Origin of the sequence: Marinobacterium jannaschii DSM 6295, from assembly GCF_000620085.1 — a bacterium.
In the GTDB taxonomy this organism is placed as follows: Bacteria; Pseudomonadota; Gammaproteobacteria; order Pseudomonadales; family Balneatricaceae; genus Pontibacterium; species Pontibacterium jannaschii.
Map to the genome: position 1 here is coordinate 57,392 of NZ_KK211065.1, position 22,958 is coordinate 80,349.

Genomic DNA, 22,958 nt, shown 5'->3' on the forward strand with positions numbered 1-22,958 from the left:
CGGTTACCGATCAGGATTCAATGATTTCTTTAACAGGACGAAAGCTACGGCGATGCTCATTCAGAACGCCATGCGCATTCAGGGCAGCGAAATGCGCTGCGGTGGGGTAGCCTTTGTGACGGGCAAAGCCGTATTCCGGATGTTTCTTATCCAGCTCGACCATCTGCCGGTCACGGTAGACCTTGGCCAGAATGGAAGCGGCACTGATCTCAGGGATTTTACTGTCCCCTTTAATGACCGCCTCCGCCGGGCAATCCAGTACCGGACAGCGGTTGCCATCTATATAGACATACTCGGGTTTCACAGCAAGGCCGGCAACCGCCCGCTGCATGGCCAGCATAGTAGCATTGAGGATATTCAGTTCATCGATCTCAGCCGCGCTGGCTTCGGCGATACACCAGGCCAGCGCTTTCTCCTGAATCTCAACAAACAGCTTCTCTCGCTTTGCTTCGCTGAGTTTCTTGGAGTCATTCAGGCCCGCAACAGGCCTGGCCGGATCCAGTATCACCGCAGCCGTCACCACACTGCCGATTAGCGGACCACGTCCGACCTCATCGACACCGGCAACATTCTGACGTGGCGCGAAGTCGAATGTTATTGCGTCCATCAGTTAACCTTTTCCAGTAATCCCATCACGGCATCCGCTGCCCTGTCACTCGCCCCCTGGCGCAGTTCATCGTGAATCCGCCCAAACACCACTTCCAGACGCTGGCGATGGGCATGATCCTCCAGGCAACGCAGTACTTCGGGCCCGAGCACTTCGGGAGTTACCTGCTGCTGCAGGATCTCCGGCACCAGCGCCTCCCCCGCCAACAGATTCGGCAACGACACATAGGGGCTTTTAACCATCCGCGAATAAATTGCATAGGTCAGGCAGGACATCTTATAAGCAACGACCATCGGCTTTTTCAACAGCGTCGCCTCCAGCGTGGCGGTACCGGAAGCGATCAGAATCGCATCCGCCAGTGCCATAACCTCGCGGGAGTGCTTCAGTACCAGGCTGATGTTCAGATCCTGATAGTCGGCATCAATCAAAGCTTTCAACTGCTGATAGCGTTTATCATTTGCCGCCGGCATCAGAAAACGGATGTGCCCCAGACGCTGTTGCAGCCAGCGCGCGGTATCCAGAAACGGTCGCGCCAGGTACTTTATCTCACTTCCGCGGCTACCGGGCAGCAACGCGATGGTGGTCTGTTCGGAGTGCAGCGGTGTAAGCTGGGACTCGAGGCCATCAAAGCTGATGGTTTCAGGAATCTGATCCGCCAGCGGATGCCCGACAAATACCACATCCTGCTTTGTTGGCTGATAATAACGGGCTTCAAAGGGAAACAGCGCCAGCAGCCGGTCGGTAGTCTGCTTGATCTTATAGATACGCTTACGCTTCCAGGCCCAGACTGACGGACTGACATAATGTACCGTAGGAATCCCGGCCTGCTTCAGCCAGCCTTCCATCTTCAGCGTGAAATCCGGTGCGTCGATACCAACAAACAGGTCCGGTGGATCAGCCAGAAAATAATCGGTCAGCTGGCGACGTTCCTTCAGCAGCTCTCTCAGCCTGCCAAGCACCTCGACCAACCCCATCACCGAGAGTCGCTCCAGGGGGTAGAGCGAACGACATCCGGCCGCCTGCATCAGCTCGCCGGCAATGCCTTCAAATTCAAACTGAGTGTCGGGATAACGATGCTGCAGAGCCCTGATCAGGCCTGCGCCAAGAATATCGCCGGAGGCTTCCCCGGCGACAATACCAACTCGTACTTTTGCCTTCACGGCAGATCCACCTAGCGGATAATGCCGCGATTGGAAGCTTGCAGGACGCTGATCATAGGCTCCAGTTCCGGCACATCAACGGCCATTTCCTGAAGAGTCTCCACCGCCTGTTCGAGTGTCAGTTTCTGACGATAGATCACCTTGTAGGCACGCTTAATCGCCATAATACTGTCAGCACTGTAGCCGCGTCGTTTCAGGCCTTCACTATTGATGCCATGCGGCTGAGCACTGTTACCGTTGGCCATAACATAAGCCGGAATATCCTTCAGCACGACAGAACCAGCGCCGCACATCACGTGCGCCCCGATATGACAGAACTGATGAACGGCTGTAAAACCACCCAGAATCGCCCAGTCGCCGACATGAACATGCCCGGCAACCGCGACATTGTTTGCCATGATGATATTGTCACCAATAACGCAATCATGGGCCACATGGGCATTTGCCATAAACAGGTTATTGCTGCCAATAATAGTAATACTGTTGTCCTGAACGGTGCCACGGTGGATAGTGACCCCTTCACGAATCACATTATTATCACCGATAACCAGTTCCGTCGGTTCACCAGCATACTTTTTGTCCTGGCAATCTTCGCCGACTGAGGTGAACTGAAAGATACGGTTATTCTTACCGATCCGGGTCGGTCCACGCACTACGGCGTGCGGACCGATTACCGTTCCTGAATCAATTTCGACATCCGGCCCGATAATGCTGAATGGACCGATCTCGACATCGGCAGCAATCTTTGCAGCAGGATCTACTATGGCGCGGGAGTCAATCAAGATCAGACCTTCCTATCAGCACACAAAATGGTTGCAGAGCTGGCTTTCTCACCGTCGACAGACGCGACGACATCGAACTTCCAGATACCTCGGCGCTCGGAAACAACTTTTGCTTCCAGGCGTAGCTGGTCACCAGGTACGACAGGGCGCTTGAAGCGCAGATTGTCCGCACCTACGAAGTAATAGATGGAACCGTCCTGTGGTTTTTTATCCATGGTTTTGAAACCGAGAATACCAGCAGCCTGAGCCATCGCCTCAACAATGAGTACGCCTGGCATTACCGGCTGATCAGGGAAGTGTCCGTTGAAGAATGGCTCGTTTACGGTGACATTCTTCAGCGCAACGATGGATTCCCCTACATTCAGCTCAACCACGCGATCAACCAGCAAAAACGGGTAGCGATGCGGCAAATATTCCCGGATTTCTTTAACATCCATCATCAATTATGACCTTCAAACTTATCTAGTTTAGCTTCGACAACTTTCAGTCGTTTTGCAAGATTATCAAGCTGCCTGAAGCGAACGACATTTTTTTTCCAGGAACTGTGCGGTTCGGCCGTGGTTCCTGAAGAATAGGCTCCTGCACCGGTGATCGATTTCGACACCAGTGTCATAGCCGTAATATGGGTTCCTGAAGCGATCTCCAGATGTCCGGTAATTCCTGAACAGCCGGCGATTGTACAGCGGTCGCCAATTTTAGTGCTTCCTGCCACGGCGGTACAGCCAGCAATGGCCGTGGAATCACCTATTTCTACGTTATGGGCAATCTGAATCTGGTTATCCAGCTTCACGCCGCTTCCGATCAGGGTGTCGCTGAGCGCGCCGCGGTCGATTGTCGTATTTGCCCCTACCTCGACATCATCACCAAGGGTGACACCTCCGAGCTGCGCAATCTTAACCCAGCGACCTTTTTCGTTGGCGAAGCCGAAGCCATCGGCGCCGATCACCGCTCCGCTGTGGATAATACAGTTACGACCGATTTTCACATCGGCATAAAGCGTCACGCCGGGATTAATATGCGTACCTTCGGCGACATTACAGCGTTCGGCGATAACCGTGTTGGCACCGACCACACAGCCTGCTGCAATCTCCGTATCCGCGCCCACAACCACATTGGCACCGATCACCGCAGCAGCATCGATTGTCGCCGTCGGGTCTACCGTTGCACTGGGATGAATCCCCTGGGCAGCGGTATCTCTTGGCGCAAACAGGCTGCTCAGTTTGGCGTAGGCCAGATAGGGATCTTCGACCACCAGTGCATTTACCGGGCAATCGTCCCGGTGCTGCTCAGCGACCAATACAGCCCCGGCAGAGGTTTGATGCAGCTGGCTCAGATAGCGACTGTTGGCAAAAAACGCAAGCTGATCAGAGGTAGCATCTTTAAGCGTGGCAATGCCACTGACCCGAAAGTCAGGGCTACCTGCCACATCAGCACCTACAACGCCGGCCAGTTCAGCCAGCGTGTAGTCGCCGCAGGAAGTCTCACTGCGCATTCAGCAGCTCAACCACTTTAGGTGTGATATCCAGCTCTTTCTTCGCAAACAGAGTCGCCTGTTTGTTGACGATCATATCGTAGCCATCTTTCTCGATCAGGCCACGGATTACCTTATCCAGCTTAGGGCGCATCTCCAGCAGGAACGCCTGCTCTTTCTGCGCACGCTTCTGCTGCAGCGCCTGCCCCTTACGCTGGTACTGGGCGAACACTTTCTGGAACTGTAACTGCAGCTTTTTAAACTCAGCGTCAGACACCAGGCCTTTGTTCTTCGCCAGTTTTTCCTGTGCTGCTTTTGCCTGCTTCTCCAGACCCGCCACTTCAGCTTCCTCAGCAGAAAGCTCGTTACGTAATTGGTTACGAAACGCCTCGGCGGCCTTTGAAGCACGCACAGCCTGATCCACACCCAATACAGCTACTTTTTCGGCCAGTGCCTGCGTACTCATCAACGTTACACAGAGTAAAACCACATTACGCAGTAATTTCATCATATCTCCTTAGAAAGTTCGGCCAAAAGTAAACTGGAAGCTTTCTGTTTCGTCACCGTCTTTCTCATTAAGCGGTGTCGCCAAAACAAAGGAAAGAGGTCCCAGCGGCGTCAGCCAGCTCAGTGCCAGGCCAGTACTGTAGCGTATCTCTTCCAGCTCTACCCCTTCATCACAGCCAGTAGAACCCGTCGCACAATCCGTACTGAAAACGTTACCGGCATCAATAAATGCCAGTGTCCGCACTTTGCCACTTCCGGCAGTAAACGGAGTCGGGAAAATAAGCTCCAGACCGCCCGTTATGAGTAGATTGGCACCGAAAGGTTCCGCTTCATTGCCTGCCGTGGGAGTATCTTTCGGCCCCAGAGTATTGGCTTTAAAGCCTCGCACCGAGCGCATACCGCCGGCAAAAAAGTGCTTATAGAACGGATAACGGTTAGAACCAAACTCACCACCATAGCCCAGACGGCTCCAGCCGGTCGCAATCCAGGTTTCATCTTCATTGATCGGCTTATAGGCCTTCAGGTTGTACTGCAGCCGGTAGTAGCTCAGGTCACTGCCCGGCAGCGCCAGCTCCAGGCTGGTGCTCTGGGAATAGCCCCTGGTTGGTAACAGACCACGGTTCAGGTGGTTGTCACGCCAGCTGAACTTACCGATCAGATTGAGGTAGTTATCCCCCTCACTCGCAAGAAAGTCAGTTACTTCCTGTGGCGTCTGCTGCGCGGTATTGATCGACACCTGCTCCAGCGTGGCACCGAAGTTCAGACGCTGGAAATCATCTATCGGGTAGCCAAAGTTCATACCGGCACCGATCTCATCGGTGGAATAGGCACTGGTATCGTCTTCGTCAAAGTCACGCTTACGGTAGTAAACTTCGTAACCCCGGCTCACGCCATCGACCGTATAGTACGGGTCGCGGCTCTTAAAGCTGTATTCAGTGGTTGAATCCGTACTGGTAATACTGATACCAATGTTCTTGCCGCTACCCAGGAAATTATCCTGCTCAATGCTGAACCCCAGCAGAACGCCGTCGCCCTGAGAGTAGCCGACACTGGCGGCCAGGGAGCCCGATTGCTGCTCCACCACCGAGTAGGTTAGATCGACCTGGTCTTCAGTACCGGTCACCGGCAGGGTTTCCACATTCACCTCGGCGAAGAAGCCGGTTTTTTCCAGTCGCACTTTCGACTGTTCGATCTTCTCGCTGGAGGCGATAGCCGCCTCCATCTGACGCATCTCGCGGCGAATCACATCATCGGTAGTGCGGGTATTGCCTTTGATATTGATACGACGGACATAGGTCCGCTTACCCGGGTTAAGGTAATAGCGGATGGAAACCGTTTTGTCATCATGCACTTCCGGAACCGGTGAGACATTTGCAAACAGATAACCGTCGTCTCCGATGCGCTTGATCAGCGCATCACGCCCCTTATTCAGTTCTTTACGCGAGTAAATATCTCCGCTTTCCAGTCTGAGTAGCTCAGCCAGTTCGGATTCCGGCACTACCATCTCACCGGCAATATCCACATCCCGTACCGTATGCAGATCACCTTCGCTTACATTGATGGTAATAAAGATGCTCTTATTATCCGGAGAGATAGAAACCTGGCGGGAATCGATAGAAAAGTTGACGTAACCACGATCGAGATAATAACTACGCAGGCGTTCAAGATCACCTTCGAGTTTTTCCCGCGCATAGCGATCTGACTTGGTATAGAAAGACCAGAAGTCAGGCAATTCCATCTCAAACAGCTCTTTCAGCTCTTCGTCAGAAAAGGCGTTGTTACCGACAATATTGATATGCTGGATGCGGGCTTCGTCGCCCTCATCAATGGTCAGGTTCACCGCAACACGGTTGCCGGGCAGCGTCTCCACCTCAGTGCTGACATCAGCACCGTAGCGGCCCTGATTGGTATAGATCTGCACCAGATCCAGACGGATACGATCCAACGTCGCGCGTTTAAAGACTTCGCCCTCTTTCAGGCCACTCTGTTCCAGCCCCTTCATCAGGTCATCATCTTTGATAACACTGTTGCCTTCCAGACGGATCAGACTAACGGCCGGCCGTTCACGCAGCTGCAACACCAGCACATCACCATCGCGGGCAGCACTGACATCATCAAAATAACCGGATTTGAACAGTTTGCGGATAGCCTCGGCCAGACGACCATCCGTTATATGATCGCCGGTATTGACCGGAAAGTTACGAAATACCAGTCCCGGCGAAACCCTTTGCAGGCCCTCAAGCCGGATATCGGAAACCGTGAAAGAAACCAGTGCCTGAGCAGTAGCAGTCCATAGCGCAAACAGCAGCGCCGCGAGAAATCCAAGTCCACGTTTCATGAATACGTCTTCTGTTATCCTTTCACGAAGCCTTTCGGCCTATTCAGAGTCGCATCACATCATTAAAGATGGCGACTGTCATCAGGGTGAGCAGCAGTGTCATGCCAATCCGCAGACCGATCATCTGCACCTGTTCGGTCACAGGCTTACCACGCACGACCTCAACCAGATAGTAGAGCAGGTGGCCACCGTCCAGCATCGGAATGGGCAGCAGGTTGAGAATTCCCAGACTGATGCTGAGATAGGCCAGAAAGCTGACAAAGTCCTCAAACCCAGAGGCCGCCGAGGCCCCGGCCACTTTAGCAATGGTTATAGGGCCACTCAAGTTTTTTACCGAGATAACCCCTTCAATCATTTTCCAGATCGATTCCAGGGTCAGAGTGATCATCTGCCAGGTTTTCGCAAATGCTACTGAGATAGCTTCGACTACACCGTAGCTGATCTGTCGCACCATATGATCCGGCATCTGAAAGGCCTGGACTCCGGCTCCGACATAGCCAATGAGACGGCCATCCGGCAGCGTCTTCTCAGCAGGGATCAACTGAAGCTGAATCTGCTCGCTATCGCGTTCGATACCAACCACAAGGTTAGCACCCGGGCTTTGCTGGATTCTTTCAACCAGAAGCCGCCAGTCAGCAATAGGTTCAGCGTTGATAGACAGTATCAGGTCCCCGCTTTGCAGGCCGGCCTTCTCAGCCGCACCTTCAGGCACCAGGTGACCAATGACCGGCGGGATCTGAGGGCGCTCAGGGGTCAGACCAAAGGCCGCAATCGGTGACTCAGTTTCCAGATCCGGTGCCCAGCCATCCAGCTTAACGCGGTGTTCCTGGGGCAGACTGCTGTCCGGATAGCGCACCAGAACGGAGAGAAATCCTTCATCACCAATCCGCGAAGCCAGACGGAGGTTCACATCCTCCCAGGAAGCGGTCAGTCGCCCATCCAGGCGAATAATTTCACCCCGCGGCTCGACACCCGCCTGCTCGGCCAGAGAGGCCGGCGCAACGGCCCCGACAAGCGGTACAGAAACGGTTACACCGCTGACAAACATCACCCAATAGGCGAAGACAGCGAAGATCAGGTTAACGGCAGGCCCGGCGACGACAATCGCAATACGCTGCCAGACGGACTTATTATTGAAAGCCTGGTCACGTTCGTGAGGCTCAACATCACCCTCACGCTCATCCAGCATGCGCACGTAGCCCCCCAGCGGTATCGCCGCCAGGGCATATTCGGTACCACTGCGTTGACTGGTCCAGCAATAGAGCGGCTTACCGAAGCCGACAGAGAAGCGAAGAACCTTAACCCCACACCGGCGGGCAACATAAAAGTGCCCCCACTCATGGATAGTTACCAGAACTCCCAGAGTTACAAGCGTCGCCAGGATGGTATGGAGTAAGGCCATAGAAAAGATATGCTCAGCTAAATGGGATAAATTGGATACCTACGACAAACAACGGCGCAGCAGCGGTCAGGCTGTCGATCCGGTCCAGAACACCGCCATGTCCGGGCAACAACTGACTGCTGTCCTTTATGCCTCGGTGACGTTTCAGCATACTCTCAAACAGATCACCCAGCACGGAAATCAGCCCGGTGACAAACGCCAGCGCTATCAGATAGACCTGTGCGATCGGCTCCAGTTCAAACCAGATAGAAAATCCGGCGCCGACCAACAGACAGGTTGCCAGCCCCCCGTATAAACCTTCGCGGGTTTTCCCCGGGCTCACGGCGGGAGCCAGCTTATTGCGGCCAAGTGATTTGCCGGCAAAATAGGCACCGACATCCGCCCCCCAAACCAGCAAGAGCAACATCAGTATCAGGGCATCACTCTGGCCACTGATTTTCAGCAGCTGCAATGCGGGCCACACCGGCAGTATGACGACAAAGCCAATCAGTGCGCGGACATTACCGGATGCCCAGCTGCCGATATCGGGATATTTGATGACCCAGCGAAGTATCAACAGCCAGAATGCGGCAACTACCCCCAGCACCCAGAAGGCCGAAGACCCATCCCAGAACCAGTGCATCGCACTGAGCAGCACAGCGGTCATGGCGGTATAGGCCAGACGCGGCAGGATCTCTTTTAAGCCAGAGAGGTTAGCCCACTCCCAGGCAGCAAGCAGCAAGGCCAGGTCGACAAAATAGTAGAAATAGCGGTCAGAAAGACCAAACAATACAAATAACGCCAGCGGCGCCAGTACAGCCGCTGTAATCAATCGCGCTTTAAACACTCTTATCTGCCTCTACCTGCTCACTGGTGCGCCCAAAACGCCGCTCCCGACCACAAAAGCTGTCGACAGCATCCGCCAGGCGCTCCTTACCAAAGTCAGGCCAGAAGCAATCGTCAAAATAGAATTCAGTGTAGGCAAACTGCCAGATGAGGAAATTACTGATCCGCTTCTCGCCACCAGTACGGATACAGAGGTCCGGCTCGGGAAGGTCAGCCATCGAAGTCAGACCGTGCAGCATTGCCTCATCGATCTGTGCCGGATCAAGCTGACCGGACTGACAACGCCGCGCAAGTTCCTGCGCTGCATTGGCAATATCCCAGCGACCACCGTAGTTGGCGGCGACATTCAGTGTCAGGCCATCACAGTCTGCAGTCAGCGCCTCTGCGGCTGCAATGCGCTTTTGCAGACTCTCGCTGAATCGCGACTTATCCCCGATAACGCGCAACCGGACATTGTGCTTATGCAGCTTTTTAACTTCACGATCCAGCGCGAATTTAAAGAGCTCCATTAACCCCTTTACTTCCAGAGGCGGGCGCTTCCAGTTTTCGGAACTGAAGGCGAACAGCGTCAGAACTTCTATGCCCTGGTCCATACAGCCGGAAATAACCTGGCGTACCGCTTCCACACCGGCCTTATGTCCTGCCAGTCCGGGCAGGCGACGTGCCTTGGCCCAGCGATTATTACCATCCATGATAATCGCCACATGGCGAGGCGGCGGATTTTGATTAGCGTTAGCTGTGATATTCTTATCAGACATAGGCAAATAGTCCGGCGGGGCAAGCCCCGCCAGCAGGCATCAGATTTCCATCAGATCAACTTCTTTCTGCTCCAGCAGCTGATCAATCTCAGTCACAAACTTATCAGTCAGCTTCTGGATACGATCTTCGCCGCGGCGCTGGTCATCTTCCGTGATTTCTTTCTCTTTCAGCAGATCTTTCAGGTCACCGTTAGCATCACGACGGATGTTACGGACAGCAATACGTGCATTCTCTGCTTCGCTGCGTGCCTGACGGATGTAGCCCTTACGGGTTTCTTCGGTCAGCGCAGGCATCGGAACACGGATCGTATCACCGGATGTCGCCGGGTTCAGACCCAGGTCGGACTTCATGATCGCCTTTTCAATCACCGGCACCATAGGCTTTTCCCATGGAATAATTGCCAGCGTACGGGCATCTTCAACGATGACGTTTGCCACCTGCTGCAACGGCACATCAGAACCGTAATAGGACACCTGTACTGTATCCAGAATACTTGGGTGAGCACGGCCGGTACGGATCTTCTTAAAGTTATTTACCAGCGATTCAGTGCTTTTCTGCATGCGCTGTTCGGCGTCTTGCGCAATCTCATTCAGCATACTTTTCTCCTACTGTTTCAGCGCAGTCTATCAATGTCCCTTCGTCACCACCAACCACCAGATTGGCCAGTGCGCCCGGTTTATTCATATTAAATACCCGGACTGGCATATCATGGTCACGGGTCAGACAGATAGCGGTCAGGTCCATAACGCCCAGCTGACGCTCCAGCACCTCATCATAGCTCAGGTGCAGGTAACGCTTAGCGGACGGATCCTTCATCGGATCGGCCGTATAAACGCCATCAACTTTAGTACCTTTCAGTACCACATCCGCTTCGACTTCAATGCCACGCAGACAGGCAGCAGAGTCGGTGGTAAAGAACGGGTTACCAGTACCTGCTGCGAAAATCACCACATCGCCCTGACTCAGGTAACGCATAGCGTGACGGCGGTCATAATGGTCAACCACACCACTCATCGGGATCGCAGACATCACACGGGTCGCAATATTGCTGCGTTCCAGTGCATCGCGCATCGCCAGAGCATTCATAACGGTCGCCAGCATACCCATATGGTCGCCGGTAACGCGATCCATACCGGCGGCATTCAGTGCTGCGCCGCGAAACAGGTTACCACCACCGATCACCATTCCAACCTGAACACCAATCCCAACCAGCTGGCCGATTTCCAGCGCCATCCGGTTTAACACTTTAGGATCAATCCCAAAGTTTTCATCGCCCATCAGGGCTTCGCCACTAAGTTTCAGCAGTATCCGTTTGTATCTGGATTGTTTTTCAGTGGAAGGCATCTACAGAGTCTCCGCTCGAAATGAGGTGAAATGAGTCTAGCAGGATAAGAACGGGTTGTGCATGCGTGCGCATGCACAACCGGGAGGGAGGATTGAAAGATCAGCCTTTCAGCTGAGCCGCAACTTCTGCTGCGAAATCAACCTCTTCAACCTCAACACCTTCACCCACTGCGATACGGGTGAAAGATTTAACCACTGCGCCCGCTTCTTTAGCGAACTGACCGATTTTCAGGTCTGGGTTTTTAACGAACGGCTGCTCAACCAGGCTGTTTTCAGCCAGGAACTTGTTGATACGGCCGATAACCATCTTCTCAGCGATTTCGGCAGGCTTGCTAGCCATGTCCGGCTGAGCCAGGATGATCTCTTTCTCTTTAGCCACAACGTCTTCAGGCATGTCGTCTTTGCTTACAACCTGAGGGTTAACAGCCGTTACATGCATCGCGATATCTTTTGCTGTTTCAGCGTTACCGCCTTCCAGGCAAACGATAGCAGCAGTTTTGTTATCGCTGTGAACGTACGCATCAACCACATCACCTTCTACGGTGAAGATGCGACGAACTGTGATGTTCTCACCGATTTTCTGAACCAGTGCATCACGCGTGTTGTTCAGCTCATCAGTCATCAGCGCTTCGATAGTGTCCGCTTTAGAAGCAACAGCAGCTTCTGCAACTGTGTTTGCGAACGCTACAAAGTTGTCGTCACGTGCAGCGAAGTCTGTTTCAGAGTTCACTTCAACAGCAACTGCAGATTTCTTGTCAGCAGCAACTTTAACAACAACGATACCTTCAGCAGCTGTACGACCTGCTTTTTTAGCAGCTTTCATGCCAGACGCTTTACGCAGCTCTTCAATTGCAGCTTCGATGCTACCGTCAGCAGCTGCCAGAGCTTTTTTACACTCCATCATGCCCAGACCGGTGCGATCGCGCAGTTCTTTAACGTCTTTAGCAGAGAATGCCATGGTGAATACCTCAAAAAAGATTCAAGCGTTAATCAAAAAATTCAAAAAAGGGGAGCATCGCTCCCCTTCAAAAGTGTCCGAAGAGATTACTCGGCGCAGTTGACAGACCGATTACTCGGCTGCTGCGTCTTTCTCTTCTACTTCAACGAATTCACTTTTGCTGCCGGCAGTTTCAGAGCCTTCAGCGCAGGCATCAGCCGCGGATTTAACGTAGATCTGGATAGCACGCAGAGCGTCATCGTTACCCGGAATTACGTGATCGATGCCATCTGGGTTAGAGTTGGTGTCAACAACACCAATTACAGGGATACCCAGCTTGTTAGCTTCGTTTACAGCGATGCGCTCGTGATCAACGTCGATTACGAACAGAGCGTCAGGCAGACCGCCCATTTCTTTGATACCGCCGATGGAGCGTTCCAGCTTCTCCATTTCGCGCTGACGCATCAGAGCTTCTTTCTTAGTCAGCTTATCGAAAGTACCGTCCTGGCTCTGGGATTCCAGATCACGCAGGCGACGGATAGACTGACGAATAGTTTTGTAGTTGGTCAGCATACCACCCAACCAGCGGTGGTTTACGTATGGCATACCAACGCGAGCAGCTTCTTCTTTAACGATTTTGCTTGCGGCGCGCTTAGTACCAACGAACAGAACTTTGTTCTTGTTGGAAGCCATGTTCTGAACCACGTCCAGAGCACCGTTCAGTGCTGGCAGAGTGTGCTCCAGGTTGATGATATGGATCTTGTTACGTGCACCGAAAATGTATTTGCCCATTTTCGGGTTCCAGTAACGAGTCTGGTGACCAAAGTGTACGCCTGCTTTAAGCAGGTCGCGCATGCTGATTTTTGCCATTTTAGCGATTCCTAGTAGGGTTAGACCTCCACGTACCCCATCATCCAACCCTGTTTCCAGAGCACCCTGAATGACGTGTCGGCACGTGTGTGATGTATTTTGCGCTGAGCGCAATTTTCGAGCGCGGGATTTATACCATATCGCCCCTGATAATTAAAGGCCGCTTTCGCTGCACCTGCATGGGTTGTTACAATCTGTGTTTGCATTAACTTATTCCTGCCTGATTGCTGCAGCGTGCAGCCACCACAGGCAAAAATGATCTGACGGATACCCTTTAGCCATGACCATCAAAATCAAGACCCCGGAAGAAATCGAAAAGATGCGCGTTGCCGGTCGCCTTGCCGCCGAAGTACTGGAGATGATCGCACCGCACGTTAAGCCGGGTGTTACCACCAACCAGCTGAATCAGATCTGTCACGATTACATCGTCAATGAACAGGACGCCATTCCTGCGCCACTGAACTACCACGGCTTCCCGAAGTCGATCTGCACCTCAGTAAACCAGGTGGTCTGCCACGGCATCCCGAACGACAAGCCACTGAAGAACGGCGACATCATCAATATCGACATCACCGTCATCAAAGACGGCTACCACGGCGATACCAGCCAGATGTTCTTTGTTGGTAAAGAACAGCCACACCTGAAGCGCCTGACCGAAGTCACCCAGGAATGCATGTATAAAGGTATTCGCCTGGTAAAACCCGGCACCCGCCTGGGCGATATCGCCGCCGTAATTCAGCAGCATGCTGAAGCCCATCACTACACCGTGGTGCGCGAGTACTGCGGCCACGGTATCGGGGCGGAGTTCCACGAAGACCCGCAAGTACTGCACTATGGCAAAGCAGGCACCGGCGAAGAGCTGGCCGAAGGCATGTGCTTCACCATCGAACCGATGATTAATGCCGGCAAACGCCATGTAAAACTCTCCAAGCACGATGGCTGGACAGTGGAAACCGTAGACCGCCGCCCCTCTGCACAGTGGGAACACACGATACTGGTCACCGCAGACGGCTATGAAGTCCTGACCAAACGCAGTGACGAAGAGATCTAACTCAGGGAGTCATCATGTCGACAGCTTTCCAGCCCCAAGCCTCAGGTGATGAACTGCTTGATCTGAGCAGGTTTCATCAGCAACTGGCGGCATCCAGCGCCCCCATCAAGGTGTTTAAAGACACCATGCAGGAAGCCCAGGCGCTGCTGGACCAGCGTTTCCGGGACGGCGAGGATATCCGCAAACTGATCTACGGACGGGCCTGGGTTGTCGACCAGATCCTCAAGGCGGCATGGAATCTGTATGACTGGCCGGCAGAGGCACAGATATCCCTGATTGCGGTCGGCGGCTACGGCCGTGGCGAACTGCATCCGAAATCCGATGTTGATATCCTGCTACTGCTCGACGATGAGTTAGAACCGGAACAGCTACAGGAACCGATCAGTGGCTTCCTGACGTTGCTGTGGGATATCAATCTGGATATCGGCTCCAGCGTGCGTACCCAGAGCGAGTGTTATAACGAAGCCCGCTCCGATATAACCATCGCCACCAACCTGATCGAATCCCGCACCCTGGTGGGCGATATCCGGTTTCACGAAACCATGTACGAACGGGTCACCTCCGAAGGCGCCTGGACTGACAAGGAGTTCTTCCTCGCCAAGGTCAAGGAGCAGCAGGAGCGCCACAACAAGACCAATAACACCGAGTACAATCTCGAACCCAATCTTAAGAACTCGCCCGGCGGGCTACGCGACCTGCAGACCATCGGCTGGGTTGCCAAACGGCACTTCGGCGCCACCTATATCCGCAACCTGGTCGAACACGGCTTTGTCACCGACAGCGAGCTCGACAGCCTGAACAAAGGCGAGCTTTACCTCTGGACAGTGCGCTATGCGATGCATATGCACTGCAACCGGCGCGAAGACCGGCTGTTGTTCGATCACCAGCGCACCCTGGCCGAATTCTTTGGCTACGAGGACCAGGACGGCGCCCTGGCGGTCGAGCAGTTTATGCATAAGTACTACCGGGTCGCCAAGGCGATGTCCGAGTTCAACGACATGCTGCTGCAACACTTCGACGAAGCGATCCTGCGTCAGGATGACGAACAGCGCATCCGCCCGCTCAATAAGCGCTTCCAGATCCGTAATGATTACCTGGAAGTCACCTACGACAAGGTCTTCGAACACCACCCCTTCGCCCTGATGGAAGTGTTCGTGCTACTGGCCCAGAACACCGACATTAAAGGCGTGCGGGCCAGCACCATCCGCCAGATCCGTGACCACCGCCACCTGATTGATGATGAGTTCCGCAGCGATATCCGTAACACCTCGCTATTTATGGAGCTGTTACGCTCGCCGGAACGGGTGTCGACCGAACTTAAGCGGATGAACCGCTACGGCATTCTCGGTCGCTACCTGCCGGAATTCGGTCATATTATCGGTCAGATGCAGCACGACCTGTTCCATATCTACACGGTGGATGCCCACACCCTGAAGGTGATCCAGAAGAGTCGCCAGTTCCGGCACAAGGATTTTCGCGAACAGTTCCCGATCGCCCATCGCATCGTCAACCAGCTGCCGAAGATCGAACTGCTCTATATCGCCGGGCTCTACCACGATATTGCCAAGGGCCGCGGTGGCGACCACTCCCAGCTGGGCGCCGAAGATGTCTACCTGTTTTGCGAGCGCCACCATCTCGGCAAATGGGATACCCACCTGGTGGCCTGGCTGGTGCGCAACCACCTGCTGATGTCGATGACTGCACAGCGCAAGGATATCTCCGACCCGGAAGTGATCCACGCCTTCGCCCAGCGGGTTGGTGACATCATGCACCTGGACTATCTTTATGTGCTGACAGTGGCCGATATCAACGCAACGAACCACAGCCTCTGGAATAGCTGGCGCGCCACGCTGATGCGCCAGCTTTACACCGATACCAAGCGAGCCCTGCGCCGCGGACTGGAGAACCCGGTCAATCCGGATGACCGTATCGAACAGGTTCAGAATGAATCGATGGCACTGCTGTCGCGTTATGGCCGCCAGGAGAGTGATGTCCGCCAGCTGTGGAACGGCATCGGTAACGAATACTTCCTGCGGGAAACCGCCCAGAGCATCACCTGGCATACCCAGGCTATTCTGGAGAGCCATAGCGAAGAAAAGCCGATCGTGCGGATCCGCCAGACTTCGCACCGGCTGCACGAGGGTGCGACCGAAATATTCATCTACCTGACCGATATTCCGACCCTGTTTGCGGCGACGGCTGCCACACTGGATCAGCTTCACCTTAACATTCAGGATGCTCGCATCATCGTCAGTGATGACGGTCATGCCCTGAATACCTATACGGTGCTGACCGAAGATAACCAGCCGCTGTCAGAAAACCCCGGCTATATCGCCCATATCCAGCAAACACTGGAAGAGGAGCTGGATGACCCGGATGATTATTGCGATATTATTCAGCGCCGCGTGCCGCGACAGCTGAAACTGTTTGCAATGCCGACACAGGTCACCATCAGCAATGATTCTGTCAGCCAGCTGACGGTGCTTGAGGTACAGGCTCCCGACCGGCCCGGCCTGCTGGCCCTGCTGGGACGGATCTTTGTCGACCACGATGTCACCGTGCGCAAGGCCAAGATATCCAATGTTGGCGAGCGGGTAGAGGATTTCTTCTTTATTGCCGACAATCAGGGCCAGCCGATCTCTGACCCCCAGCTATGCAGCCAGCTGCAACAGGCAATCTGCACCCAGCTGGATGAACATATCCAGCTGGAGAAATAACCCAACAGCCCGGCGGAGTCCTCAACACGGGCTCCGTCCAGAAGAATAAGCGAGATACAGAACGATGGATAAACAGACCCAGACCGAGATTGAAGCCGCCGTATTCCGCCGCCTGCTGGAACACCTAGATTCCCGCAAGGATGCCCAGAATATCGACCTGATGAACCTGGCCGGGTTCTGCCGCAACTGCCTGTCCAAATGGTATGTCGCTGCCGCCGAAGAACGTGGCGAGCAGGTCGAGTATGAAGCGGCGCGGGAACGGGTCTATGGCGAACCCTATGCCGACTGGAAAGAGAAACACCAGCAGAAGGCGAGCGCCGAGCAGCTGGCAAAGTTTGCCGAAAGCCAGAAGAAGTAACAGCTTTATACAGCCGAAAAGGGCGCTCCTGTGAGCGCCCTTTCCTAGCTGAATCCTTTCACAACCACCCTCAGTGCTGCGCCCCGGCCCAGGCCTGCTGTACCTGGTTCATATCCAGCTCAAGGATGGTGGCGTAGGTATCTTCCTGCACCGGGTAACTTTTAACTACCCGCGCGCCACGTACGATGCCCGATACAGCCGTCTTAAACTGATCGTTCTGCAGCACCATATCCCGCACCGTAGTAGTGCCAAAAACATACTGACCATGCACCATGCCCGCCAGCTCCTGATAGGCACGCAGCCTGGAGGCACGCATCGCCATCAGGATTTTGTGCTGCTGATTAGCCCCCGGCTGCAGACTGATCGGCGCGTAACCGGTTGCCCGCACCCAGTCAGGCTGAGGTTGTGCGGTTCCGGGCACCACCGTCACGTCCGGCAACGAATCGCCAACCTTAGCAGCCGAATCAGAAATCGTTTCACAACCGCCCAGCAGCAGCGTAGCTGCCAGCACCCAGAAGGCCGCCACACTTCGCGACCGCCATCCATCTAATCTAGCTATTTTCACTGTCCCACAGCCCCCTGAGCATTTTCAATGATCATCCCCTGCTGCAACACCTTCAACGGGTCATAACCCGGCAGCGCCCCTTCAAGCCGTGTGTTGGAGATATGTGACTGAGCGGTCGCCAGCACCTGACGGGTGGTCGTATCCAGCACCCGGGCATTCAGTACGATACCGTCCGGATAGCGGGCATAAGTACCGGTGAGGATAAAATAGATCCGGTAACGGCTGCGTAAGCCGGACAGATTCCCTTTCGACAACGGTGCCTTGGCAGTGGTGGTTAAGCTGACGGCCCGGTAATCCACCAGGTTGTAGCCATTCTGTTCCAGCTGGAACAGGAAACTTTCGCCAAAACGCTCACCGACCGGCCCTTTCACCCTCGGGTCACGCAGATCGACAAAGGGCAACACCGCCATCGGCAAGCGCTGCACCCGATTGGATTTGAGACCGGTATTAAGCTGCAGCACCATGTCAGCAACAGCATCACTGACCGGATCGGTTAACACCAGCCGCTCAGACACAGATTCCGGGGCCACATCCGGCAGCTCTTCTGCCTGCGCAACCTCTGCGGGATTCTCGCCACCTTCCGCAGCCATTGGATCAGCAACCGTTTGTGGCGCCGGGCTTCGCAATACACATCCCGATAACAATAGACAGAGAACAATCAGCCGCTTCTTCATAAAGCCAAGCCACCCCAGATAAAGATCCACACAATTTAACACAAGTTCCGGCCAGTTCTCACAGCAGAAGCAATACAGATCTGACGCCAAATCCCCTTTTAAAGCCAGACACCGGCACTATACAATGACCCACCTGCTTTCTAACTATGTCGGTCATCAGAGCAATATGTTTAGTCGCGCCAGATTTACCCTACTGTTTTTTATTCTGGGCCTGTTCAGCCCGCTGAGTCTGGCGGTTATGATCGAAGCCGAGGGAAGAGCACCACTGAACAACAACGACTATGTCTCTGCACGCGAGAATGCGGTCCGCGACGCGACGCGCCAGGCCTCGATGCAGGCCGCAGTCTACGTATCAGGTAATCAGCAGATCCGCGACGGCATTCTCGAAATCGACAACATGCAGATATCCACCCTGGGCAAGGTCAGCCAGGTGGAAATCATTGACCAGAGGGTTGAGGGACAGTACCTGCTCGTCAGAATCCGCGCCGACGTACAGTTTGATACCGGTTGTGAAAATGGCAGTACCAACAACTACATGAAGTCGGTCGCCATTACCGCCTTCCCGATCACCCAGTCCGCCCAGGCAATGCTCGGCGGCCTGGACAATGCCGTCTCTGCCCTGCCGGCCCAACTGGCTCAGCACCTAAGTAACAGCGGCCGGGTCAATATATTCAAAGCCACCCATCTGAACCTGTACGATTCACTGGACAGCGCCGCCAGCCGCCAGCTGGACGACGGCGCTTTAAGCACCGTCGCCGCCAACACCCGCCAGCTGGCAGTGCAATATATTATCTCCGGCGTCATTCGCGATATGAGCATGATCGATCAGGAAGCCCTGCAGGACCAGAACTACTTCCGTGACCTGTTGCGTCGTATCGACAGTCGCGGCCCCCACTACCGGCGCAACTTTATGCTCGACATCTACCTGCACGATGCCTACAGCGGCACCCTGCTATCCGAAAAACGCTATCAGGCCAGCGGCCTGTGGCAACTGGAACCGGAGCTGAGAGTCGGTTTTGGCAGCAGCGCCTTTGGTCAACAGGAATATGGCCGCAATATCAATCAGCTCCTGGCAACCCTCAGCGAGGAGATGGCACAGGACCTGCGATGCAGACCGTACAGCGCCCTGATCAGCCGCACAGAGGGCAAAGAGGTATGGCTGGATGCCGGTCAGAACAGCGGCCTGAAACGGGGTGACAAGCTTACCGTGTTTCACCGCTCGACCTTTTTTAATGGCGCCCTGCAGCCTAAAACCCACCTCACCAACACCCGCAAAACGCTAGTAATTGATGAGGTACAGGCCCAGACAACCCGCGCCTACCTGATGACCGACAGTCATCAGAGCAATATCCTGCCGGGTGACCTGGCCATCGCCCGCTGATTTTTTACTGTTGATAGATTGTACTGGCCGCTGTGATCCCTATAATCGAAGGCTTTTGCGCCTGACAGTAGAGTTACAGATATATGAATACTGAGTTATTTAATACGTTAGAAAATAAGATCGAGCAGATGCTGGAAGAGATGGAGCTGCTGCGCATGGAAGTCACAGAACTGCGTGAAGAGAAAGCCCAGCTGGACCAGGAAAAGGCCCAGCTGCTGGCAGAGCGTCAAAACTGGGATCAGAAGCTGCAAGGCCTGCTGTCCCGTTTCGATGCTGTAGAAGGCTAAGGCACCTGTTTCAGGCCCTTTGTCAGCTCTGCTGCTGGCCGCGGATATTGATCTCTACACGACGATTCTGCGACCGGCCAGCGGCAGTAGCGTTATCAGCCACCGGGTAGCGCTCACCGTAACCACGGGCATTGATTCGGTTCGAGTTAACCCCTACCTGCCCCAGATAGTCCGCCACCCGTGCCGCACGGTATTCAGACAGATTCTGGTTGTGTTCAAAAGAACCTGAACTGTCGGTAAAGCCATCGACATTGATCAGCGTCTTATCAAATTTCGCCAGCACCTTGCCAACTGAATCAAGTACCGGATAGAAACTGGTCGACACCTGATCAGAATTGACTGCAAAGGTAATATTGCCCGGCATAATCAGGCGGATCGCATCGCCTTCACGCTGCACGCCGACACCAGTACCTTCCAGCTCCTGGCGCAACAGCGCTTCCTGCTGATCCATATAGTAACCAATACCACCACCGACCGCCCCGCCGACCAGCGCTCCGGTCAGAATTCCGCGCTTACGATCCTTCTTGCTGGATACCGCCGCACCCAGCACCGCACCGGCTACAGCGCCGATACCCGCACCACTGGCCGCATTTCCGGTTTTCTGCTCACGGGTATAAGGGTCGATGGTCTGACAGCCGCTGATCACTGCCACAGCCAGACAAAGAGTCGCTAATTTCTGCATATTCAATTCCTTAATAGTGCGGTGGTCGCCCGCTTCACTTAACCCCGCCTTGAACCGGGGCCAGTCGTTCGCCTTTTTGTCACAGTATTTTGCCGCCAGATGATGAACAATGGCTTAAGACCCCGGTAACAGGCGAAGTTACTGAAAATGTCTGTATTTTCCGCTAGTCAGTCCCGGTTGCACACTATAAAATTACAGGTCGGTAATAACTATAGCGCCCCGCCGATTAAACACCTGTTTAATGTCAACCCGGCAACATAGTCAGCCACTTCAGACTAGATCCAGCCCGAGGAGTTTCCCGTTGTCTCAGCTACCTGTCATTGTTGGTTTTGGTGGTATCAATCCAGCAGGCCGTGCATCCTTCCATCATGCATACCGACGCCTGGTGCTGGATAAACTGGATTCACAGACCCGGGAAGAAACTCTGATCGGCCTGGCCACCCTGACCGGGCTGGCAAGCTATGACAATGGCCATTACCTGAATAACGCCGGCGAGCAGCTGTCGGCCAGCGCTTTGTGCGAAGCTATCGCAGACCAGGTGCTGGCAAACACGCTGATTCGCCGTATCGATCAGGAACGCTTTGATGTTGAGGCGGTCATGTTTAACGCCCCGGCAAAGATGGCCCTGAACGATGACGGTATCCGCTTCACGCTGCGTAAGCGACAGATGCCGAACCAGATTCCCGCCAACTGGCAGGTAACCGAGTCGACGCCGGGACAGTTTGATATCTGTGTTGCGGGCGAGATGGATGTCATCTTCCCTGACACCAAGGAAGCACAGGTTAAAGCAGCCGGGCAACTGCCGAGCGGCTTTCAGCCAGGCACGCTGTATCAGTCGCGCAACCACCCTCGTAACCTGCAGATGACCGTTTTTGGTGCCTCTGACGCCCTGCGCTCCAGCGGCATTCCGTTTGAGCAGATCGCCGCACGGGTCGCTCCGGACCAGATCGCCGTCTATGCCAGCAACTCTATCGGCCAGCTGGATGACCTTGGCTTCGGCGGCCTGACCAAGTATGCCGCCCTGGGCAAGCGAACCACCTCCAAACAGATGCCGCTGGGCTATGCCCAGATGCCGGCCGACTTTATCAACGCCTATGTCCTGGGCAGTGTCGGCACCACCGGCGGCGCTCTGGGCGCCTGCGCCACATTCCTCTATAACCTGCGCAGCGGCGTCAACGATATCCGCTCTGGCCGCCGCAAGGTGGTACTGGTCGGCGGCAGCGATGCGCCGGTGACGCCTGAGATAATCGAAGGCTTCCGCGCCATGGGCGCACTGGCTGAAGACAAAGATCTCAAGGCTCTGGACGGCGTTGCCAGCCTGAGCGACGAACACTATCGCCGCGCCTGCCGGCCATTCGGCGAAAACTGTGGATTCACCATGGGCGAGTCGAGCCAGTTCGTGCTGCTGATGAGCGACGACCTGGCACTGGAGATGGGCGCAGAGATCCACGGTGCCGTGCCGGAAGTGTTTGTTAACGCCGATGGCCACAAGAAATCAATCTCAGCACCGGGTATCGGTAACTACATTACCCTGGGCAAAGCGGCCTCACTGATACAGGGCATGCTGGGTGAAGAGTCCCTGCGCCAGCGCAGCTTTGTGCAGGCACATGGCACCAGCACGCCGCAGAATCGCGTCACAGAATCCCACGTCATCAACGAGACAGCCAAGGCCTTCGGTATCGGGAACTGGCCCGTGGCTGCAGTAAAATGCTATCTCGGCCACTCTCAGGGCACCGCCGGCGGCGACCAGCTGACGACCTCCCTGGGCACCTGGGCTTACGGCTACATCCCGGGCATCCTGACAACTCCGGCCTTTGCCTCCGATGTACACCAGAGCAACCTGCTGCTGAGCAACCAGCATCTGGAAGTCGGTCGTGAAGGCATGGATGCAGTCCTGCTGAATTCGAAAGGCTTTGGCGGCAACAACGCTTCTGCGCCGGTACTGGCCCCCCATATCACCCGACAGATGTTGCTGAAACGCCACGGCGCTGAGGCAATGCAGGCCTACGACCGCCGCCGCGAACTGGTTAACGCAGCCGCCCTGCAGTACGACCAGGAAGCGACTAAAGGCCTGGCCCGTCCGATCTACCTCTACGACCACAATGTGCTGGCCGGCGAGGACCTGAAGATCAGCGCCGACCAGATCAGCCTGCCCGGCTACGAAAACCCGGTTGAACTGAAGGTAAAAAACCCCTTCTCCGATATGTGCTAAGCTGAAAGTTAGCTTCAGCCACTCGGATA

At 54.7% G+C, this 22,958-nt stretch carries 23 protein-coding genes; 6 read left to right on the forward strand and 17 right to left on the reverse strand.

Going from position 1 to position 22,958, the window contains the following annotated elements; all coding sequences use genetic code 11:
* Positions 1 to 10: 10 nt before the first annotated feature.
* The 14 genes from rnhB to rpsB form a co-directional block, all read right to left on the reverse strand.
* Positions 11 to 607, reverse strand: a complete 597-nt coding sequence (gene rnhB, locus Q354_RS0118070; protein WP_036230593.1) for a ribonuclease HII — start codon at positions 605 to 607, stop codon at positions 11 to 13.
* Positions 607 to 1,767 carry a lipid-A-disaccharide synthase gene (gene lpxB, locus Q354_RS0118075; RefSeq protein ID WP_027858823.1) on the reverse strand — a complete coding sequence of 387 codons (1,161 nt, stop codon included), beginning with the start codon at positions 1,765 to 1,767 and terminating at the stop codon, positions 607 to 609. Before lpxB ends, rnhB begins: the two co-directional genes overlap by 1 nt.
* 11 nt (positions 1,768 to 1,778) lie before the next feature.
* On the reverse strand, positions 1,779 to 2,549 hold the full coding sequence (gene lpxA / locus Q354_RS0118080) for an acyl-ACP--UDP-N-acetylglucosamine O-acyltransferase (RefSeq protein ID WP_027858824.1): 771 nt from the start codon (positions 2,547 to 2,549) through the stop codon (positions 1,779 to 1,781).
* A 2-nt stretch (positions 2,550 to 2,551) separates the two neighbouring features.
* On the reverse strand, positions 2,552 to 2,989 hold the full coding sequence (gene fabZ, locus Q354_RS0118085; RefSeq protein WP_027858825.1) for a 3-hydroxyacyl-ACP dehydratase FabZ: 438 nt from the start codon (positions 2,987 to 2,989) through the stop codon (positions 2,552 to 2,554).
* Positions 2,989 to 4,041 carry a UDP-3-O-(3-hydroxymyristoyl)glucosamine N-acyltransferase gene (gene lpxD / locus Q354_RS0118090; RefSeq protein WP_027858826.1) on the reverse strand — a complete coding sequence of 351 codons (1,053 nt, stop codon included), beginning with the start codon at positions 4,039 to 4,041 and terminating at the stop codon, positions 2,989 to 2,991. The genes fabZ and lpxD overlap by 1 nt, the downstream gene beginning before the upstream one ends.
* Positions 4,031 to 4,528, reverse strand: a complete 498-nt coding sequence (locus Q354_RS0118095) for an OmpH family outer membrane protein (RefSeq protein ID WP_027858827.1) — start codon at positions 4,526 to 4,528, stop codon at positions 4,031 to 4,033. The genes lpxD and Q354_RS0118095 overlap by 11 nt, the downstream gene beginning before the upstream one ends.
* A 9-nt stretch (positions 4,529 to 4,537) precedes the next feature.
* On the reverse strand, positions 4,538 to 6,865 hold the full coding sequence (gene bamA / locus Q354_RS0118100) for an outer membrane protein assembly factor BamA (RefSeq protein ID WP_027858828.1): 2,328 nt from the start codon (positions 6,863 to 6,865) through the stop codon (positions 4,538 to 4,540).
* A gap of 43 nt (positions 6,866 to 6,908) precedes the next feature.
* Positions 6,909 to 8,267 (reverse strand): RIP metalloprotease RseP, encoded by a 1,359-nt coding sequence (gene rseP / locus Q354_RS0118105; RefSeq protein WP_027858829.1) that lies wholly within the window; start codon positions 8,265 to 8,267, stop codon positions 6,909 to 6,911.
* Between the two features lie 13 nt (positions 8,268 to 8,280).
* Positions 8,281 to 9,093, reverse strand: coding sequence for a phosphatidate cytidylyltransferase (locus Q354_RS0118110; RefSeq protein WP_027858830.1), 813 nt, complete (start codon positions 9,091 to 9,093; stop codon positions 8,281 to 8,283).
* Positions 9,086 to 9,850 (reverse strand): polyprenyl diphosphate synthase, encoded by a 765-nt coding sequence (uppS, locus tag Q354_RS0118115; RefSeq protein ID WP_027858831.1) that lies wholly within the window; start codon positions 9,848 to 9,850, stop codon positions 9,086 to 9,088. The genes Q354_RS0118110 and uppS overlap by 8 nt, the downstream gene beginning before the upstream one ends.
* 39 nt (positions 9,851 to 9,889) lie before the next feature.
* Positions 9,890 to 10,447: a ribosome recycling factor gene (gene frr / locus Q354_RS0118120; protein ID WP_027858832.1), complete on the reverse strand. Its 558-nt coding sequence runs from the start codon at positions 10,445 to 10,447 to the stop codon at positions 9,890 to 9,892.
* Positions 10,437 to 11,195: a UMP kinase gene (gene pyrH, locus Q354_RS0118125; protein WP_027858833.1), complete on the reverse strand. Its 759-nt coding sequence runs from the start codon at positions 11,193 to 11,195 to the stop codon at positions 10,437 to 10,439. The genes frr and pyrH overlap by 11 nt, the downstream gene beginning before the upstream one ends.
* A 100-nt stretch (positions 11,196 to 11,295) precedes the next feature.
* Entirely contained in the window at positions 11,296 to 12,153 is an 858-nt protein-coding gene (gene tsf, locus Q354_RS0118130; RefSeq protein ID WP_027858834.1) for a translation elongation factor Ts, read from the reverse strand.
* Between the two features lie 111 nt (positions 12,154 to 12,264).
* Positions 12,265 to 13,002, reverse strand: a complete 738-nt coding sequence (rpsB, locus tag Q354_RS0118135) for a 30S ribosomal protein S2 (protein WP_027858835.1) — start codon at positions 13,000 to 13,002, stop codon at positions 12,265 to 12,267.
* A gap of 280 nt (positions 13,003 to 13,282) precedes the next feature.
* Between rpsB and map the strand changes: the two genes are divergently transcribed.
* The 3 genes from map to Q354_RS0118155 all read left to right on the forward strand — a co-directional run bounded on the left by map (position 13,283) and on the right by Q354_RS0118155 (position 17,128).
* The gene (gene map / locus Q354_RS0118145; RefSeq protein ID WP_027858837.1) at positions 13,283 to 14,053 is read left to right on the forward strand and encodes a type I methionyl aminopeptidase; all 771 of its coding nucleotides are present in this window, start codon (positions 13,283 to 13,285) and stop codon (positions 14,051 to 14,053) included.
* 14 nt (positions 14,054 to 14,067) lie between these two features.
* Positions 14,068 to 16,770 carry a [protein-PII] uridylyltransferase gene (locus tag Q354_RS0118150; protein WP_051560309.1) on the forward strand — a complete coding sequence of 901 codons (2,703 nt, stop codon included), beginning with the start codon at positions 14,068 to 14,070 and terminating at the stop codon, positions 16,768 to 16,770.
* 64 nt (positions 16,771 to 16,834) lie between these two features.
* Complete coding sequence (locus Q354_RS0118155) at positions 16,835 to 17,128, forward strand: DUF1244 domain-containing protein (RefSeq protein WP_027858839.1); 294 nt, start codon at positions 16,835 to 16,837, stop codon at positions 17,126 to 17,128.
* Positions 17,129 to 17,198: 70 nt separating this feature from the next.
* Here Q354_RS0118155 and Q354_RS0118160 read toward each other — a convergent pair whose 3' ends face one another.
* Positions 17,199 to 17,654 (reverse strand): LPP20 family lipoprotein, encoded by a 456-nt coding sequence (locus Q354_RS0118160; RefSeq protein WP_027858840.1) that lies wholly within the window; start codon positions 17,652 to 17,654, stop codon positions 17,199 to 17,201.
* 35 nt (positions 17,655 to 17,689) lie between these two features.
* Positions 17,690 to 18,283 (reverse strand): FlgO family outer membrane protein, encoded by a 594-nt coding sequence (locus Q354_RS0118165; protein WP_245601085.1) that lies wholly within the window; start codon positions 18,281 to 18,283, stop codon positions 17,690 to 17,692.
* A gap of 208 nt (positions 18,284 to 18,491) precedes the next feature.
* On the opposite strand from Q354_RS0118165, the gene Q354_RS0118170 reads away from it, so the two are divergent.
* Both Q354_RS0118170 and Q354_RS0118175 read left to right on the forward strand, forming a co-directional pair.
* On the forward strand, positions 18,492 to 19,748 hold the full coding sequence (locus Q354_RS0118170; protein ID WP_027858842.1) for a flagellar assembly protein T N-terminal domain-containing protein: 1,257 nt from the start codon (positions 18,492 to 18,494) through the stop codon (positions 19,746 to 19,748).
* Between the two features lie 83 nt (positions 19,749 to 19,831).
* Complete coding sequence (locus Q354_RS0118175; RefSeq protein WP_027858843.1) at positions 19,832 to 20,035, forward strand: cell division protein ZapB; 204 nt, start codon at positions 19,832 to 19,834, stop codon at positions 20,033 to 20,035.
* Positions 20,036 to 20,057: 22 nt separating this feature from the next.
* Here the strand turns inward: Q354_RS0118175 and Q354_RS0118180 are convergent, their stop codons facing one another.
* Positions 20,058 to 20,717, reverse strand: coding sequence for an OmpA family protein (locus tag Q354_RS0118180; RefSeq protein ID WP_027858844.1), 660 nt, complete (start codon positions 20,715 to 20,717; stop codon positions 20,058 to 20,060).
* A 301-nt stretch (positions 20,718 to 21,018) separates the two neighbouring features.
* Here Q354_RS0118180 and Q354_RS0118185 point away from each other — a divergent pair, with 301 nt between their 5' ends.
* Positions 21,019 to 22,929, forward strand: coding sequence for a beta-ketoacyl synthase (locus tag Q354_RS0118185; protein ID WP_027858845.1), 1,911 nt, complete (start codon positions 21,019 to 21,021; stop codon positions 22,927 to 22,929).
* The last annotated feature ends 29 nt before the right edge of the window (positions 22,930 to 22,958 follow it).

What these genes read in the sequence shown, in the direction of transcription:
- rnhB (WP_036230593.1), bottom strand. Translation starts at nt 607, where the DNA reads ATGGACGCAATAACATTCGACTTCGCGCCACGTCAGAATGTTGCCGGT.
- fabZ (WP_027858825.1), bottom strand. Translation starts at nt 2,989, where the DNA reads ATGATGGATGTTAAAGAAATCCGGGAATATTTGCCGCATCGCTACCCG.
- lpxD (WP_027858826.1), bottom strand. Translation starts at nt 4,041, where the DNA reads ATGCGCAGTGAGACTTCCTGCGGCGACTACACGCTGGCTGAACTGGCC.
- Q354_RS0118095 (WP_027858827.1), bottom strand. Translation starts at nt 4,528, where the DNA reads ATGAAATTACTGCGTAATGTGGTTTTACTCTGTGTAACGTTGATGAGT.
- bamA (WP_027858828.1), bottom strand. Translation starts at nt 6,865, where the DNA reads ATGAAACGTGGACTTGGATTTCTCGCGGCGCTGCTGTTTGCGCTATGG.
- rseP (WP_027858829.1), bottom strand. Translation starts at nt 8,267, where the DNA reads ATGGCCTTACTCCATACCATCCTGGCGACGCTTGTAACTCTGGGAGTT.
- uppS (WP_027858831.1), bottom strand. Translation starts at nt 9,850, where the DNA reads ATGTCTGATAAGAATATCACAGCTAACGCTAATCAAAATCCGCCGCCT.
- frr (WP_027858832.1), bottom strand. Translation starts at nt 10,447, where the DNA reads ATGCTGAATGAGATTGCGCAAGACGCCGAACAGCGCATGCAGAAAAGC.
- pyrH (WP_027858833.1), bottom strand. Translation starts at nt 11,195, where the DNA reads ATGCCTTCCACTGAAAAACAATCCAGATACAAACGGATACTGCTGAAA.
- tsf (WP_027858834.1), bottom strand. Translation starts at nt 12,153, where the DNA reads ATGGCATTCTCTGCTAAAGACGTTAAAGAACTGCGCGATCGCACCGGT.
- rpsB (WP_027858835.1), bottom strand. Translation starts at nt 13,002, where the DNA reads ATGGCAAAAATCAGCATGCGCGACCTGCTTAAAGCAGGCGTACACTTT.
- map (WP_027858837.1), top strand. Translation starts at nt 13,283, where the DNA reads ATGACCATCAAAATCAAGACCCCGGAAGAAATCGAAAAGATGCGCGTT.
- Q354_RS0118150 (WP_051560309.1), top strand. Translation starts at nt 14,068, where the DNA reads ATGTCGACAGCTTTCCAGCCCCAAGCCTCAGGTGATGAACTGCTTGAT.
- Q354_RS0118155 (WP_027858839.1), top strand. Translation starts at nt 16,835, where the DNA reads ATGGATAAACAGACCCAGACCGAGATTGAAGCCGCCGTATTCCGCCGC.
- Q354_RS0118165 (WP_245601085.1), bottom strand. Translation starts at nt 18,283, where the DNA reads ATGGCTGCGGAAGGTGGCGAGAATCCCGCAGAGGTTGCGCAGGCAGAA.
- Q354_RS0118170 (WP_027858842.1), top strand. Translation starts at nt 18,492, where the DNA reads ATGACCCACCTGCTTTCTAACTATGTCGGTCATCAGAGCAATATGTTT.
- Q354_RS0118175 (WP_027858843.1), top strand. Translation starts at nt 19,832, where the DNA reads ATGAATACTGAGTTATTTAATACGTTAGAAAATAAGATCGAGCAGATG.
- Q354_RS0118180 (WP_027858844.1), bottom strand. Translation starts at nt 20,717, where the DNA reads ATGCAGAAATTAGCGACTCTTTGTCTGGCTGTGGCAGTGATCAGCGGC.